Below are 16,000 nucleotides of genomic sequence, written 5' to 3'. Positions count from 1 at the left end.
CGTATAGTAACTTACTGTGAACAGTAAAATAAATGCTACACAGAGAGGAGAAACTTATGACAAAAATTCAGATGACAACGCCGTTAGTAGAAATGGACGGAGATGAGATGACCAGAATTCTCTGGAAGATGATCAAGGATGAATTACTGCTTCCGTATATTGACCTGAATACAGAATACTATGATCTTGGTCTTGCACACCGTAATGACACAGATGATCAGGTAACGATCGATGCAGCAGAGGCAACCAAGAAATATGGTGTTGCAGTTAAATGTGCGACGATCACCCCGAACCATGCGCGTATGGACGAGTATGATCTCAAGAAGATGTACAAGAGCCCGAACGGAACGATCCGTGCGATCCTGGACGGAACGGTATTCCGTGCTCCGATCGTAGTGAAGGGAATTGAACCATGTGTACGAAACTGGAAGAAACCGATCACTCTTGCACGTCATGCATATGGTGATATCTATAAGAATACAGAGATGTATATTGACAAACCGGGCAAGGTTGAGCTTGTTTATACTTCAGAGGACGGAGAAGAGAAGCGTGCCCTGGTACAGGATTTCAAGGCTCCGGGAGTTGCCATGGGTATGCACAACATGGAGGCATCCATCGAGAGCTTTGCAAGAAGCTGCTTCAACTATGCACTGGATACAAAGCAGGATGTATGGTTTGGTGCCAAGGATACGATTTCTAAGACTTATGATGCCAAATTCAAACAGGTCTTCCAGACTATATTTGATGAGGAATTCAAGGAGAAATTCGAGGAAGCCGGTCTTACTTACTTCTACAGTCTGATCGATGATATCGTTGCTCGTGTCATGAAAGCAGAGGGTGGATTTATCTGGGCATGCAAGAATTATGACGGAGATGTTATGAGTGATATGGTATCTTCTGCATTTGGTTCCCTTGCAATGATGACATCTGTTTTGGTTTCTCCGAATGGATATTATGAGTATGAGGCTGCTCACGGAACGGTACAGAGACATTATTATCGTCATCTGGAGGGCGGTGAAACCTCCACAAACTCTGTGGCAACTATTTTTGCATGGACAGGAGCTCTTCGTAAGCGTGGAGAACTTGACGGAAATGCGGAACTGGCACAGTTCGCGGATAAGCTGGAGAAAGCAACTCTTACTACTATTGAGTCTGGTAAGATGACCAAGGATCTGGCACTGATCACTACTATCGAAAACCCGACCGTATTGAACAGCGAGGGATTTATTCTTGCGATCAGAGAAACGTTGGATACTCTTCTTAAATAGTAAAAATTAACCAGAGCAATACGGATATAAAGAAATGGGAAACCCACGGCATTACGCCAGGGTTTCCCATTTTTCGTAAAGTTCTTCAAGCTCTGCCTGAATTTTGTCTTTTTCGCGGCTGAGTTCTGCACAGCGTCCGACGTTGGTACAGACATCCGGAAGAACCAGTGTTTCATCAATTTCTTTGTCTCTGGTTTCGAGTTCTTCAATCCTCTGTTCTGTCTTCTTAAGTTCCGCCTCCTGCTTACGCTTACGTGCCTGTTCTTCTTTCTGCTGCTGCCAGGTAAGCTTTCCTTCGGATGCCGCAGGTGCTGCTTCATCGGAAGTGGTTTCTTCTATCTGCTGTATCGGAGCATATTTTTCAGTGAGTTCTTCTTTTTTCTCAAGGTAATAATCGTAATCACCGATGTAGTTGACAACGGCCTGATTGGTAAGCTCCAGGATCCTGGTCGCGGTCTGGTTGATAAAGTATCGGTCATGAGAAACATAGAGAACCGTACCGGTGTAGCTGTTCAGTGCCTCCTCCAGGATTTCCTTGGATGCGATATCCAGATGGTTGGTCGGCTCATCGAGGATCAGGAAGTTGGCCTCGGAGAGCATCAGCTTTGCGAGAGAGACACGACCGCGCTCACCACCGGAGAGGGAAGAGATCAGCTTAAATACATCATCGTTGGTAAAAAGAAAGGCGGCGAGCATGTTTCGGATCTCTGTCTCGGTAAGGGTCGGATAGGTGTCGGAAATTTCTTCAAAGATGGTTTTTTCCGGATGCAGTACGTGATGCTCCTGATCGTAATAGCCGATCTGAACCTTTGAACCTAGGGTGAAGGTTCCGGAATCAGCGGGAATAAGATCGTTGAGGATCTTGAGCATGGTTGTCTTGCCGGTACCGTTGTTTCCGATCAGGGCAACGCGTTCGCCTCGCTTGATCTGGAAGGAGATATCGGTAAAAAGAGTCTGCTCCGGGAAACTCTTGGAAAGCTCCTCCACGGTAAGAACGTCATTTCCACTGATGACTCTTGGTTCGAGAGAGAGGCGCATCTGGCTCTGTACCTCTGTCGGCTTCTCGATTCGCTGGATCTTGCCGAGCATTTTTTCACGGCTCTCGGCGCGGCGGATGGATTTTTCACGGTTGAAGGATTTCAGCTTGACAATGACTGCCTCCTGGTGCTTGATCTCTCTCTGCTGGTTCAGATAAGCCTTGTACTGTGCATCACGCAGCTGAGCCTTCTTTTCTGCGTAGGCAGAGTAGTTTCCACTGTACATACGGACCTGTCCGGCATCGATCTCAATGACCTTGGTTACAACCTTATCCAGGAAATAACGGTCATGGGAAACAATAAATACAGCACCTGGATAGTTCAGGAGATAGGTTTCCAGCCAGGCAATACTCTCCATATCCAGATGGTTGGTCGGCTCATCGAGAAGAAGAATGTCAGGCTTAGAGATCAGAAGCTTACCAAGTGCAACGCGTGTCTTCTGTCCACCGGAGAGCGTTTCAATCTGCTTGTTGAAATCTTCTTCGGTGAAACCAAGACCCTTGAGGACACCCATCAGTTCACTCCTGTAAGCGTAGCCGTTTTCGAGCTCGAATTCATGGGTCAGCCGGGTATAGGTGTTCATCAGACGCTCGAGCTCCTCGCCGGAGGCATGCTTCATCTGTATTTCTGCTGCACGCATGCGGTCTTCCATATCAATGATGTACTGCTTGGTTGAGAGCAGCTCCTCGTAGATGGTGCGGTGTCCCTTGATCTCCTGATACTGTGCGAGATAACCGATCTTCTTGTCTTTCATCAGAACGACCTGACCGGAATCTGCGGAAATTTCTTCCATTATAATACGGAGAAGGGTTGTCTTTCCTGCTCCGTTGTTGCCGATAAGAGCGGCTTTCTCACGCTCTTCTATATGAAAAGAGGCATCGTTCAGAATGACTTTTTCGCCAAAAGACTTATAGATGCTCTGACATGATAAGATCATAAATATTCCTCCAAAATCAATATACGCTATGATTATAAGGGGAAAAATTATCTTTGTAAAGGAAAAACCAACGAAAAAACAGCAAAAATTGCACAGAATTACCAACATAGATTGACAATAAAATGTCATTTCGTTATAATTAACAGGAAAGTATTAAGGGAGGGACAACGGTGGAGGCAAAACAGATATCAAAAGCTGTAATTAAGAGACTGCCCCGGTATTATCGCTATCTTGGCGAATTACTGGAAGACAATGTTGAGCGTATATCTTCCAATGATCTTAGTAAGAAAATGCGTGTCACAGCATCTCAGATCCGTCAGGATTTGAATAATTTCGGAGGGTTTGGGCAGCAGGGATACGGTTATAATGTAAAATATCTTTATACAGAGATCGGTAAGATCCTGGGACTGGATGAGGTACACCCGATGATCATCGTTGGTGCCGGTAATCTTGGACAGGCACTTGCCAATTATGTTGACTTTGAAAAACGTGGTTTTAAGTTACTAGGAATCTTTGATGTGAACCCGGTACTTGAAGGTATTGCTGTTCGCGGAATTGAGATCCAGATGATCAGCAATCTTCCATTTTTCTTAAGAGAGAATAATATTGAGATCGCAATCCTTACACTTCCGAAGAATAAGGCGAAGGATATGGCGGATATCCTGATCGAGAATGGTATCAAGGCGATCTGGAATTTTGCTCATATTGATCTGGATACTCCGGATGACGTAATTGTAGAGAATGTTCATCTTTCGGAGAGTCTGATGACTTTATCCTACAATCTCAGTCAATATCGACAGGAACATGTAGAAGAGCAGCATTCATAAAAAGAGGACAGTGAAAGGCTGTTACCCGGCTCCTTGCATTAAGGAGGCTGCGTAACAGCCTTTCTGTTGTTTTTGGAGAGGAGACGAAATGAGACGGATTGTGAACGGACCGGAAATGAAGACATTGGATCGTTATACGATTGACAGGATGGGTGTGCCGTCCTGCGTTCTGATGGAGAGAGCGGCACTGGCGGTCGTGGATGAGATGGAACGGCATTTTGCGGATACGAAGCAAAAAGAGCGGATCTTATGCGTCTGCGGAGGCGGAAACAACGGCGGAGACGGTGTTGCCATTGCCAGGATCCTGCACCTTCATGGATATGCTGCAGAAATCTATATGATGGGAAACCCGGATCATCGGACAGAGGAAACGCGCCGTCAGCTGGAAATTGCCGGAAATTATCAGGTTCCTCTGGTGAATAACCTGGAACTGAGGGAATATACTACTATAGTAGATGCCATTTTCGGCGTCGGACTGGACCGTGCGATCGAGGGACGTTACCGGGATGTGCTGAGTGCAATGAATCAGGCGTCTGCCTGGAAAGTGGCGGTCGATCTTCCGTCCGGCGTGAGCAGCAGCACCGGGGAAGAACTTGGGATTGCCTTTCATGCAGATCTGACAGTGACCTTTGCTTTTGGCAAAACGGGCTTATGTCTTTATCCCGGGAAGATGTTTGCAGGAAGGGTTGTCACGGCGGATGTCGGCATCTATGAGAATCCGGAGCTTTTGCCGGAGAAAGGGGTTCTGGAGAAGAAAGATCTCCGGAAAATCCCGAAGCGTATTGCGAATGGAAATAAAGGTACCTTTGGCAAGGTTCTTATTGTTGCAGGAAGTAAGGGGATGTGCGGTGCCGCATATCTCTGTGCAGAGGGAGCGTTTGCCGCGGGTGCCGGGATGGTGAAGATCCTGACAGATGAAGAGAATCGTATTCCGCTGCAGACGCTTCTTCCGGAGGCGATGTTTGCGGATGATTCCAGTGGGGAAGATACATGGTCTGATGCGGCACGCTGGTGTGATGTGATCGTGATCGGACCGGGGCTTGGACAGTCAGAAAAAAGTACACAGAAAACAGAATCTTTTCTCTCTTTCGCACAGAGAATGGGGAAACCTGTGATCCTGGATGCGGATGGACTGAATCTGCTTTCGAAGAACCCGACGTGGAAGAAATATTTTCATGGCAGTCAGGTGATCTGTACCCCGCACCTGGGAGAGATGAGCCGGCTGAGTGAGGAGTTTATGTCCAAAAAGCCGGAATCCAGTCGGTCTTTATCTGAAAAACAGGTATCCAGGTTATCAATACCGGAAATACAGAAGGATCTTATTGGAACGGCTGAGAAGTTTGCCATGCAAAACGGTGTGGTCTGTGTGTTAAAGGATGCGTCGACGGTCATCACAGGCCCGGAGGACGATTTTTGCTGGATCAATCAGAGCGGAAATCCGGGAATGGCGACGGCGGGAAGCGGAGATGTCCTGTCGGGAATTTTGGCAGGTGTTTTGTGTACGTTCCTTTCAGAACATGACGGCAGAGTGAAACTGGCGGAGATGGCGGCCCTGGGTGTTTTTCTTCATGGGCTTGCAGGAGACAGGGCGGCACAGGATAAGGGCACTTACGGAATGAAGGCCGGAGACATTGCAAAAGCCGCGGCGAAGGTCCTCAGAGAACGGGAAAATATGTTAGAATATATTTGATAAGAATATTTGCGATATGCAGTGAGGAGATAAAGGATTATGAAGAAATTCGAGAGAGTAAAAGCGGTTGTATCATTAGATGCGATCGCACATAACTTTGCGGAAATGAAGAAAAATATTGCAGAGGGAACGCAGATCGTTGCGGTGATCAAGGCAGATGGATACGGACATGGGGCAGAGGCAATCGCCCGTCTGATCGAAGACTATGATTATATCTGGGGATTTGCGGTTGCAACACCTGAGGAGGCACTTCAGCTTCGTACCTTCGGCGTCAAAAAACCGATTCTGATCCTGGGGATTGTTTTTGAGGAATATTATACAGAAATGATCGCAAAAGAGATTCGTCTGACGGTCTGTACTTATGAGATGGCACAAGAACTCTCAGAGGAAGCAAAGCGTCAGGGAAGAAATGTACATATTCATATTGGTCTGGATACCGGAATGAGCCGGATCGGATTTGCAGACAGGCAGGAAAGTGTCGCCCAGATCAAAAAGATCAAAGAGCTTCCGAATGTCGAGATTGAGGGAATGTTCACTCATTTTGCGAGAGCGGATGAAACAGACAGAAGTCCGGCTATGGATCAGCTGAAGCGTTATCTGAATTTTGCAAAGCTTCTGGAGGATGCCGGAGTTCAGATTCCGATGAAACACTGTTCCAACAGTGCCGGAATTATCCGTATTCCGGAGGCGAATCTGAATGCAGTACGGGCAGGTATCACGATCTATGGAATGTATCCTTCTAACGAAGTAGAGAGAGACAATCTGAAACTGATCCCGGCTATGGAGCTTAAGAGCCACATCGCCTATGTCAAGACTCTGGAGCCAGGGGCTGCGATCAGCTATGGCGGAACCTTTACCGTCAAGAAGGAAATGAGAGTGGCAACGATCCCGGTCGGATACGCAGATGGATATCCGCGTTCTCTGTCAAATAAAGGCTGGGTGCTGATCCGCGGTAAGAAGGCTCCGATCCTTGGAAGGGTCTGTATGGATCAGTTTATGGTGGATGTCACAAAGATTCCGGAGGCGGATATGGGTGACGAGGTGACTCTGATCGGAAAAGACGGAAAGGAATTTATCAGCATGGAAACCTTCGGGGATCTGTCCGGACGTTTTTCCTATGAATTTGCCTGCGATATCAGCAAGCGTGTTCCGAGAGTCTATATCAGAGACGGCAGAGAATGGGGAGAGCTTACCTTCTTTAACTAAGGAAGATGATTCGTAACTGTGAGGCTGAGCAGTTACGAAATCAGATGGAAACACCACACATGTATACACGAGAAAAAAATGGAAATACTAATTCCAGAGAAAAAGAATGGGATGTTCCATAAGGGACAGTAACAGAAGAATCGGAGTGTGAATTGTGTGGTAATTAAAAGAGGAGATATCTTTTATGCAGATCTGCGGCCTGTGGTCGGAAGCGAGCAGGGCGGTATCCGTCCGGTGCTGATCATCCAGAATGATGTGGGCAACCGGCACAGCCCGACTGTGATCTGCGCAGCAATTACATCAAAGATGAATAAAGCGAAACTGCCGACACATATTGAGATCGATGCGTCTGCCTATGGGATCGAGAGGGATTCTGTGATCCTTCTGGAGCAACTGCGGACGATCGACAAACGAAGGCTGAAGGATAAGGTCTGTCACCTGGACCAGGCAATGCTGGATAAGGTGAATCATGCACTGGAAATCAGTCTTGAGCTTACTTTTTGAGCAGTTATCCTTGACGAATTTCATGGAAAGTGCTATATTTTATCAGTAATTACGCAGGTTTACCGGCTTTTTGAGCATGGTTTACAGGAAGATAAGAAATAAAAGGAGCGAGAAAAATGTCAGGACATTCAAAATTTGCGAATATCAAGCATAAAAAAGAAAAGAACGATGCCAAAAAAGGTAAGATCTTTACCGTGATCGGCCGTGAGATCGTTATGGCAGTCAAAGCCGGCGGTGCGGATCCGAACAACAACAGCAAGCTTCGTGATGTCATTGCGAAGGCAAAGGCAAACAACATGCCGAACGATACGATCGAGCGTGGAATCAAGAAGGCAGCAGGAGCTGATTCTGCTGACAACTATGAGCATGCTACATATGAAGGTTATGGCCCGAACGGTGTGGCGATCATCGTTGAAACTCTGACTGACAATAAGAACCGTACAGCAAGTAATGTAAGAAATGCTTTCACCAAGGGATATGGAAGCATCGGAACACAGGGATGTGTATCCTTCATGTTCGACCAGAAAGGTCAGATCATCATCGACAAAGAAGAATGCGAGATGGATGCGGATGATCTGATGATGACTGCACTGGATGCAGGTGCTGAGGATTTCAGTGAAGAAGAGGACAGCTATGAGGTTCTCACTGCTCCGGATGATTTCAGCGCAGTAAGAGAGGCACTCGAGCAGGCTGGCGTACCGATGCTTGAGGCACAGGTTGCCATGGTTCCTCAGACTTATGTAGAGCTTACCGATGAGAAGGATATCAAGAACCTTCAGAGGACTCTGGATCTCCTCGATGAGGACGATGACGTCACAGATGTCTGGACGAACTGGGACGAATGATCTGAGAGAGTACGTATAACAATCTATATTTTTGCACAGAATACCTCCATGAATGATACATGGAGGTATTTTTATGTCTGAGAGAAATAAGGATGAGAAGCAGAAAGAACTAGATTGTCAGGAGCAGCAGAATGCACAGATCAGGGAAACGGGAGAGGCGGTTCTGGATCAGAATCGACTGGATCACAGGATTGAACTTCTGACAGTCATTGGAGAAGTGGAAGGGCATGAGACGGCTCCCTCACAGAGCAAGACGACCAAATACGAGCATGTTCTTCCGAAGCTTGCGATGATTGAGGATGATAAGGAGGTTGAGGGGCTTTTGATCCTTCTGAATACGGTCGGCGGAGATGTGGAGGCCGGGCTTGCCATTGCGGAAATGATCGCATCCTTAAGTATTCCCACGGTCTCTCTGGTGCTCGGAGGAGGACATTCCATTGGAATTCCCATGGCTGTATCGGCGGATTATTCCTTTGCTGTTGCAAGTGCAACGATGGTGATCCATCCGGTACGGTCAAGCGGCATGTTCATAGGAGTGGCACAGACCTACCGAAATATGGAAAAGATCCAGGACCGTATCACAGGTTTTATCGCTGCCCATTCCAGGGCATCCAGGGAACGTTTGGAAGAACTGATGCTGGATACCAGTCAGCTTGTAAAGGATGTAGGGACTTTACTGGAAGGTGAGGAAGCGGTAAAGGAGGGGCTGATCGATGAAGTGGGCGGAATCAGGGAGGCACTGATGAAGCTTCATCAGATGATAGAGACAAACAGAGAAAAATCCGGAGAGAAATTGTAGAAACATATAGAAAAAAGAGTGCATAATTAGTGTGTTTTTGAATATTCCCCTTGTATTAGAAGGAATTTTAGCGTATTATTAATAAAGGATTGAATGAATATACGCTAGGAGGGGAACAATGTATAAGATTTTAAAAGCCGAAACACTGGCAGCTAAGATTCATCTTATGGTTGTACATGCACCGCGTGTTGCAAGCCATTGTCAGCCAGGACAGTTCATCATCGTCAAAATGGACGAGAAGGGTGAGAGAATCCCACTTACAATCTGCGATTACGACCGCGAAGAAGGAACCGTAACTATCGTGTTCCAGGAGATCGGAGCATCTACAATCAAGATGGCTCAGTTAAAAGCAGGAGATTCTTTCCGTGATTTTGTAGGACCTCTGGGATGTCCTTCTGAATTTGTTCATGAGGACATTGAAGAACTCAAGAAGAAAAAAATGGTATTTGTTGCAGGAGGTGTTGGTACAGCACCGGTTTACCCGCAGGTAAAATGGCTTCATGAGCATGGAATCACAGCGGACGTGATCCTTGGCTCCAAGACCAAAGACATGGTGATCCTTGAGAAGGAACTTGCGGCTGTTTCCAACCTTTATGTTACAACAGACGACGGTTCCTATGGCCGTTCCGGTATGGTAACAAAGACTCTGGAAGACCTTGTCACAAACGAAGGCAAGCATTACGATGTCTGTGTTGCGATCGGACCGATGATCATGATGAAATTTGTCTGTCTGCTTACCAAGAAACTCGGCATCCATACAATTGTCAGCATGAACCCGATCATGGTTGATGGAACAGGTATGTGCGGAGCCTGCCGTCTTCAGGTTGGCGATGAGATCAAATTCGCCTGCGTAGATGGACCGGAATTCGACGGACATCTCGTTGATTTTGATCAGGCTATGAAGAGAAGCCAGATGTACAAGACCGAAGAGGGACGTGCATTACTGAAGCTTCAGGAGGGTGATACCCACCACGGCGGATGCGGACATTGCGGAGGTGACGAATAATGGCAGATGCAAAAATGTTAAAGAAAGTTCCTGTAAGAGAGCAGGATCCGAAGGTACGTGCAACAAACTTTGAAGAAGTTTGTCTTGGATATAACCAGGAAGAAGCAATGGAAGAAGCACAGAGATGCTTAGGCTGCAAGAAACCGAAATGTGTGGAAGGCTGTCCTGTATCCATCAATATTCCAGGATTTATTGAACATATCAAAGATGGCAACATCGAAGAAGCCTATAAGGTGATCGGTTTATCTTCCGCTCTGCCGGCGATCTGCGGACGTGTATGCCCACAGGAATCCCAGTGTGAAGGCAAGTGTATCCGTGGAGTCAAGGGTGAGGCAGTTTCTATCGGCAAACTGGAGAGATTTGTTGCTGACTATGCTCTTGAGCATGACATTAAACCAGCCGGAGCAGAAGTTAAGAACGGACATAAGGTTGCAGTTATCGGTTCCGGTCCGTCCGGACTTACCTGTGCAGGAGATCTTGCAAAAGCAGGCTATGATGTAACTGTATTCGAAGCTCTTCATGAGCTCGGCGGCGTTCTTGTTTATGGTATTCCGGAATTCCGTCTTCCGAAGCAGAAAGTCGTTAAGAAAGAAATTGAGAAGGTTAAAGAACTCGGCGTTAAATTTGAAACAAACGTTGTTATCGGTAAATCCACAACCATCGATCAGCTGATCGAGGACGAGGGATTTGAAGCTGTATTTATCGGCTCTGGTGCAGGTCTTCCGATGTTCATGGGAATTCCAGGAGAGAATGCAAGCGGTGTATTCTCTGCAAACGAATACCTGACAAGAAGCAACCTGATGAAAGCGTTTGATGACTCTTATGATACACCGATCGCAGCAGGCAAGAAGGTTGCTGTTGTCGGTGGTGGAAACGTTGCCATGGATGCTGCAAGAACAGCATTAAGACTTGGTGCTGAGGTTCACATCGTATACAGAAGAAGTGAAGCAGAGCTTCCTGCACGAGCAGAGGAAGTTCATCACGCAAAAGAAGAGGGAATCATCTTTGATCTTCTTACCAACCCGAAAGAAATCCATGTTGACGAAAACGGCCATGTAAATGGAATGAAGGTTGTCAAGATGGAACTGGGCGAGCCGGATGCTTCCGGAAGAAGACGTCCTGTTGAAATCCCGGGATCTGAGTATGATATGGACGTAGATACCGTTATCATGTCACTTGGTACCTCCCCGAACCCGCTGATCTCTTCCACAACCAAGGGTCTGGAAGTCAACAGAAGAAGATGTATTGTTGCTGAAGAAGAAACAGGTAAGACATCCAAGGACGGCGTATATGCCGGTGGTGATGCCGTTACAGGTGCAGCTACAGTTATCCTTGCTATGGGAGCAGGTAAAGCCGGTGCCAAAGGTATCGATGAATATCTCAAAAATAAATAATATCTGAACATATTGGAATTCCCTGTCGGTTCTTAAGTGGGCTGGCAGGGAATCTTTTTTTCTGAAAACTCTGGACATTTTCACAAACAAATGTTTGGAAACTTGTAACTTGAACTGAAATATGTTATACTGACCTGAACTGATAGCTGTTATAAGGACGCAGGCTGCTGTGAACGGAGTGAACCGTAGCGGACGCAGCAGTATGTAGTATTAAAGGAAAAGGAAAAAGGTATGACAGTCTTATATATTATTTTATTAGCGATTGTACAGGGGATCACAGAATTTGTTCCGGTGAGCAGTTTTGGGCATCTGTGCATTCTGGAGAATTTTTTTGGAATGGATCATGATGCGGGAGTCCTTCTGGAGGCAATGCTGCATTTGGGGACTCTGGGTGCGGTATTTATGACTTTTCAGAAGGATATCCGCCATATTCTATATGAGATCCTGGATATGATCCTGGACATTGTGGGAAACGCTCATCTGTATATACATAACAGGAGGACGGGGAAGCAGCTTCATTATGCGAGGATTATCAGCAACACCTATCGTAAGTTTGCTGTACTTCTTCTTGTTTCCATGATCCCGACCGCTCTTCTCGGTTACACAGCAAGAAGGCTGGTCGTTCTGGCGGCGGACTCTGTACTGATCCCAAGTGCCGGACTGCTTGTCACAGGAATCGTTCTTCTTGTGATCGACCTTGCACGGACCGGAGGAACCAAGGCCGCTAAGGATGCGAATCTTTCGGATGCGATGTGGATCGGACTCTGCCAGGGTATTTCCGTATTTCCGGGACTTTCCAGAAGTGGTCTTACGATCAGTGCCGGTCTAATGAGTGGCTTCAGCCGCACGTTTGCAGTGAAGTATTCTTATATTTTGTCAATCCCGGCAATTATCGGATCACTGATCATGGAACTTGGACAGTTTGGTTCACCTGCCATGACAGTGGGACTTGGATTTGCCTATGTGTTAGGAATGATCGTTTCAGGGGTAACTGCGTTTTTTGTGATCCGTTATTGTCTGAAACTTGTCCATAAGGGAAGATTTCGCGTATTTGCGATTTATTGTTTTGTGATCGGTCTTGTAACGCTGATCATAAATCATATGCTTTGATTGGTAACTATTCATAAGGTAGTATCCCGCGAGACATTTTGACTCGTAACTGTGAAGGTAATGAACAGTTACTTTGACTGAAATTTTAGTAGGAGGGTGCCCTAAATGGCAGCAAAGAAACAGAACAACAGAAGAGGAACCGCCAAGACTACTTCCAAGAAAAAAAACACCAGGAAGAAAACTGCAAAAGACCAGGGAGTTGCCAGTGGATTCCAGACAGAGATTATTTTATGGATTTTCTTTGCCGCTTCAATAATTCTTATCATCAGCAACCTGGGTATGGGAGGAACTGTCGGAGGCAGCATCAGCCAGGCTTCATTCGGGATCATGGGGCTTCTGGCCTATCTTTTCCCGGTGCTGCTTTTTGGATGTGCAGTGTTTTTTATATCCAACAGAAAGAATCCGCTTGCATACAAGAAGCTTCTGGCAGGACTGGTATTCTGGATTTTTCTGTGCGGACTGGTCCAGCTTCTGACAGAAGGCTATATGGCGGAGACGACATTTGCTGAATATTACAGGATTTCTTCCAGTTATCATACAGGCGGTGGTGTGATCGGAGGTGCGATCTGCATTTCAACGACGTCTGCCTTTGGTACCGTCGGTGGCTGTGTGATCATTTTACTGGTTCTGCTGATCACACTGATACTGATCACGCAGAAATCTTTTTTTGGTTTTATTTTCCGTGTCTGGGATGCTGTCTGTGCAATGGCCAGAGACAGACATGCACTATATATGGAAGGTCAGCCGGAGCGTGACCTTAAGAAGGAGCTCCGCCAGCAGGAGCGCAGGATGCGCAGGGAACAGCGGCGTGCAGAGAGAATGAAAGAGCTGGAGGAGGCACTTGCCGAAGAAGAGGAGACGGAGCCTGAGAAACAGGAATTTCTGGCGGGAACGAAACTGACACCTCCGTCTGCTGAGCGGGAGATGAAACCGGTTCCGGCCGAGGAAACAGCATCTTCGGAAGAAAGAGTGGAGATGGAAGAGAGCAGCCAGGGACAGGTCGAATTTAAGATACATCGTGCGGAAACATCTGATGTTCCTGTGCAGGAAGAAGAAGAGAAGCCTTCTTTCCCTGTCTTTGCCAGATCAGAGACTGAAGAAGAGAATCTGCCGCAGGAAGTGGAAGAGATACCTGTTAAGGAAACAAGTGAAGCACCAATGGACAGAACAGAAGTGACATCTGCAGATGATGCGGAGGATGCCTATGAGGATGCGGACTGGCAGGAGCAGTTAAGAAATGAAGTCCGCCCTGAACCAAGAGAAGAAGCACAGACTGCCGGGAAAGAAGCTGAGGAATCATCTCCGGCATCGCAGAAGAAAAATCCGAAATCCTCAAAGGAGGAGATTCAGAGCGGCATCACCAACATTCAGAAGGAGATCACCTCCCAGGCCGAGGAAGTGCCGGTGGAATACCATTATCCGCCGCTTAAGCTCCTTAAACGGGGAGACGGCAGATCCCAGGGAGATTCCGATGAGCATCTTCGCAGGACTGCAAAGAAACTGCAGGAAACCCTGCATAATTTCGGGGTAAATGTCACGATCACAAATGTAAGCTGCGGTCCGACGGTCACCCGTTATGAATTACAGCCGGAGATGGGTGTTAAGGTAAGCAAGATCGTGAATCTGGCAGATGATATCAAGCTGAATTTGGCAACGCCGGATATTCGTATTGAGGCCCCGATCCCGGGCAAGGCAGCTGTGGGGATCGAAGTTCCGAACAAAGAAAATCATGCGGTCATGCTCAGGGAGATCCTGCAGTCACAGGAATTCCAGACGGCAAAATCAAAGCTGTCCTTTGCCGTAGGTAAGGACATTGCAGGCAAGCCGGTGGTGACAGATATCGCCAAGATGCCGCATCTTCTGATCGCGGGTGCCACGGGCTCCGGTAAGTCGGTGTGTATCAATACTCTGATCATCAGTATTCTCTACAAGGCATCACCGGATGAGGTGAAACTGATCATGATCGACCCCAAGGTGGTCGAGCTGAGTGTCTATAACGGAATCCCGCATCTGTTTATTCCGGTTGTCACAGATCCGAAGAAGGCAGCAGGCGCCTTAAACTGGGCAGTATCTGAGATGATGGGCCGATATAATACATTTGCGGAATACGGAGTCCGGAATCTTGGAGAATATAATCGCAAGATTGCGAAGATGGAGGTTCCGGAGGGAGAGGAACCGAAGAAACCAATGCCTCAGATCGTGATCATCGTCGATGAGCTTGCGGATCTTATGATGGTTGCACCGGGTGAGGTGGAAGATGCGATCTGCCGTCTGGCACAGCTTGCACGTGCGGCGGGCATCCATCTGATCATTGCAACGCAGAGACCTTCTGTCAATGTCATCACAGGTCTTATCAAGGCAAATATGCCTTCCCGAATCGCATTTTCTGTTTCATCCGGGGTCGATTCCCGGACAATTCTGGATATGAACGGTGCCGAGAAGCTTCTCGGAAAGGGTGATATGCTGTTTTATCCGCAGGGATATCAGAAACCGGCGAGACTGCAGGGTGCTTTTGTCTCTGATGAGGAGGTAAGTGGCATTGTGGAATTTCTTGCAGATAAGAATCCCAAGGTGAGTTATAACACACAGATCGAACAGCAGGTAAATACGATCAGCCTGTCGGGAGGTTCTTCCGGCGGTAGTGACGCAAATGACGTATATTTTGTAGATGCAGGTAAATTTATCATTGAGAAGGAGAAAGCTTCGATCGGCATGCTTCAGCGAATGTTCAAGATAGGCTTTAACCGGGCTGCAAGGATCATGGATCAGCTTTCGGATGCCGGAGTGGTCGGGCCGGAGGAAGGCACAAAGCCACGTAAGGTACTGATGTCAATGGAAGAATTTGAGACTTATATAGAGGAACACAACGTATAATGGAAATCCGAATTTTAACAGTTGGAAAGATCAAAGAAAAATATTTAAATGACGGAATTGCGGAGTATGCAAAGCGTCTTGGGCGGTACTGTAAGCTTACATTCTGTCAGGTACCGGACGAAAAGACACCGGATAAAGCTTCTGATGCACTGAACGAGCAGATCAAGGCAACGGAAGCTGAGCGGCTGATGAAACACATACGCGATCAGGATTATGTGATCGCACTTGCAATTGATGGCAAGATGCTGGATTCTGTGCAGCTGTCACAAAAGATCGGTCAGCTTGGCGTGGAAGGAAAGAGTTCGATCGCTTTTGTGATTGGAGGTTCTCTTGGACTTGGGGATCAGGTGCTCAGACGAGCCGATTTTAAGCTGAGCTTTTCGAAGATGACTTTTCCGCATCAGTTAATGCAGATGATACTCCTGGAACAGATCTACCGAGGATACCGGATTCTGAACCACGAGCCTTATCATAAATAATCTGTAATTGTTCAGTACTATCAT

13 protein-coding genes are annotated in these 16,000 nt (G+C 47.0%); 12 read left to right on the top strand and 1 reads right to left on the bottom strand.

The window, feature by feature from the left end:
• Nucleotides 1–56 precede the first annotated feature (56 nt).
• Nucleotides 57–1,268, top strand: a complete 1,212-nt coding sequence (locus GT674_RS10535; RefSeq protein ID WP_161285652.1) for an NADP-dependent isocitrate dehydrogenase — start codon at nucleotides 57–59, stop codon at nucleotides 1,266–1,268.
• Nucleotides 1,269–1,319: 51 nt separating this feature from the next.
• Here the strand turns inward: GT674_RS10535 and abc-f are convergent, their stop codons facing one another.
• On the bottom strand, nucleotides 1,320–3,242 hold the full coding sequence (gene abc-f / locus GT674_RS10530; protein ID WP_161285651.1) for a ribosomal protection-like ABC-F family protein: 1,923 nt from the start codon (nucleotides 3,240–3,242) through the stop codon (nucleotides 1,320–1,322).
• Nucleotides 3,243–3,412: 170 nt separating this feature from the next.
• On the opposite strand from abc-f, the gene GT674_RS10525 reads away from it, so the two are divergent.
• The 11 genes from GT674_RS10525 (at nucleotide 3,413) to rlmH (ending at nucleotide 15,976) form a co-directional block, all read left to right on the top strand.
• The gene (locus GT674_RS10525) at nucleotides 3,413–4,069 is read left to right on the top strand and encodes a redox-sensing transcriptional repressor Rex (RefSeq protein WP_161285650.1); all 657 of its coding nucleotides are present in this window, start codon (nucleotides 3,413–3,415) and stop codon (nucleotides 4,067–4,069) included.
• A gap of 88 nt (nucleotides 4,070–4,157) precedes the next feature.
• Nucleotides 4,158–5,759 carry an NAD(P)H-hydrate dehydratase gene (locus tag GT674_RS10520; RefSeq protein WP_161285649.1) on the top strand — a complete coding sequence of 534 codons (1,602 nt, stop codon included), beginning with the start codon at nucleotides 4,158–4,160 and terminating at the stop codon, nucleotides 5,757–5,759.
• Between the two features lie 39 nt (nucleotides 5,760–5,798).
• Nucleotides 5,799–6,965 carry an alanine racemase gene (alr, locus tag GT674_RS10515; RefSeq protein WP_161285648.1) on the top strand — a complete coding sequence of 389 codons (1,167 nt, stop codon included), beginning with the start codon at nucleotides 5,799–5,801 and terminating at the stop codon, nucleotides 6,963–6,965.
• Between the two features lie 156 nt (nucleotides 6,966–7,121).
• A complete protein-coding gene (locus GT674_RS10510) occupies nucleotides 7,122–7,469 on the top strand; it encodes a type II toxin-antitoxin system PemK/MazF family toxin (protein WP_022215039.1) in 348 nt (115 codons plus the stop codon).
• A gap of 116 nt (nucleotides 7,470–7,585) precedes the next feature.
• On the top strand, nucleotides 7,586–8,314 hold the full coding sequence (locus tag GT674_RS10505) for a YebC/PmpR family DNA-binding transcriptional regulator (protein ID WP_161285647.1): 729 nt from the start codon (nucleotides 7,586–7,588) through the stop codon (nucleotides 8,312–8,314).
• Between the two features lie 73 nt (nucleotides 8,315–8,387).
• Nucleotides 8,388–9,113, top strand: coding sequence for a ClpP family protease (locus tag GT674_RS10500; protein WP_161285646.1), 726 nt, complete (start codon nucleotides 8,388–8,390; stop codon nucleotides 9,111–9,113).
• Between the two features lie 118 nt (nucleotides 9,114–9,231).
• Entirely contained in the window at nucleotides 9,232–10,119 is an 888-nt protein-coding gene (locus tag GT674_RS10495) for a sulfide/dihydroorotate dehydrogenase-like FAD/NAD-binding protein (protein ID WP_161285645.1), read from the top strand.
• Nucleotides 10,119–11,513: an NADPH-dependent glutamate synthase gene (gltA, locus tag GT674_RS10490; RefSeq protein WP_161285644.1), complete on the top strand. Its 1,395-nt coding sequence runs from the start codon at nucleotides 10,119–10,121 to the stop codon at nucleotides 11,511–11,513. Before GT674_RS10495 ends, gltA begins: the two co-directional genes overlap by 1 nt.
• Before the next feature lie 231 nt (nucleotides 11,514–11,744).
• Nucleotides 11,745–12,623, top strand: coding sequence for an undecaprenyl-diphosphate phosphatase (locus GT674_RS10485; RefSeq protein ID WP_161285643.1), 879 nt, complete (start codon nucleotides 11,745–11,747; stop codon nucleotides 12,621–12,623).
• 105 nt (nucleotides 12,624–12,728) lie between these two features.
• A complete protein-coding gene (locus GT674_RS10480) occupies nucleotides 12,729–15,497 on the top strand; it encodes an FtsK/SpoIIIE family DNA translocase (protein ID WP_192926013.1) in 2,769 nt (922 codons plus the stop codon).
• Nucleotides 15,497–15,976 carry a 23S rRNA (pseudouridine(1915)-N(3))-methyltransferase RlmH gene (gene rlmH, locus GT674_RS10475; RefSeq protein ID WP_161285642.1) on the top strand — a complete coding sequence of 160 codons (480 nt, stop codon included), beginning with the start codon at nucleotides 15,497–15,499 and terminating at the stop codon, nucleotides 15,974–15,976. Before GT674_RS10480 ends, rlmH begins: the two co-directional genes overlap by 1 nt.
• Nucleotides 15,977–16,000: the final 24 nt, after the last annotated feature.

Source organism: Blautia sp. BIOML-A1, from assembly GCF_009883055.1.
GTDB lineage: Bacteria > Bacillota > Clostridia > Lachnospirales > Lachnospiraceae > Blautia_A.
Note: the sequence above shows the minus strand (reverse complement) of the source record. Positions and strands in the feature narration are given on the sequence as shown.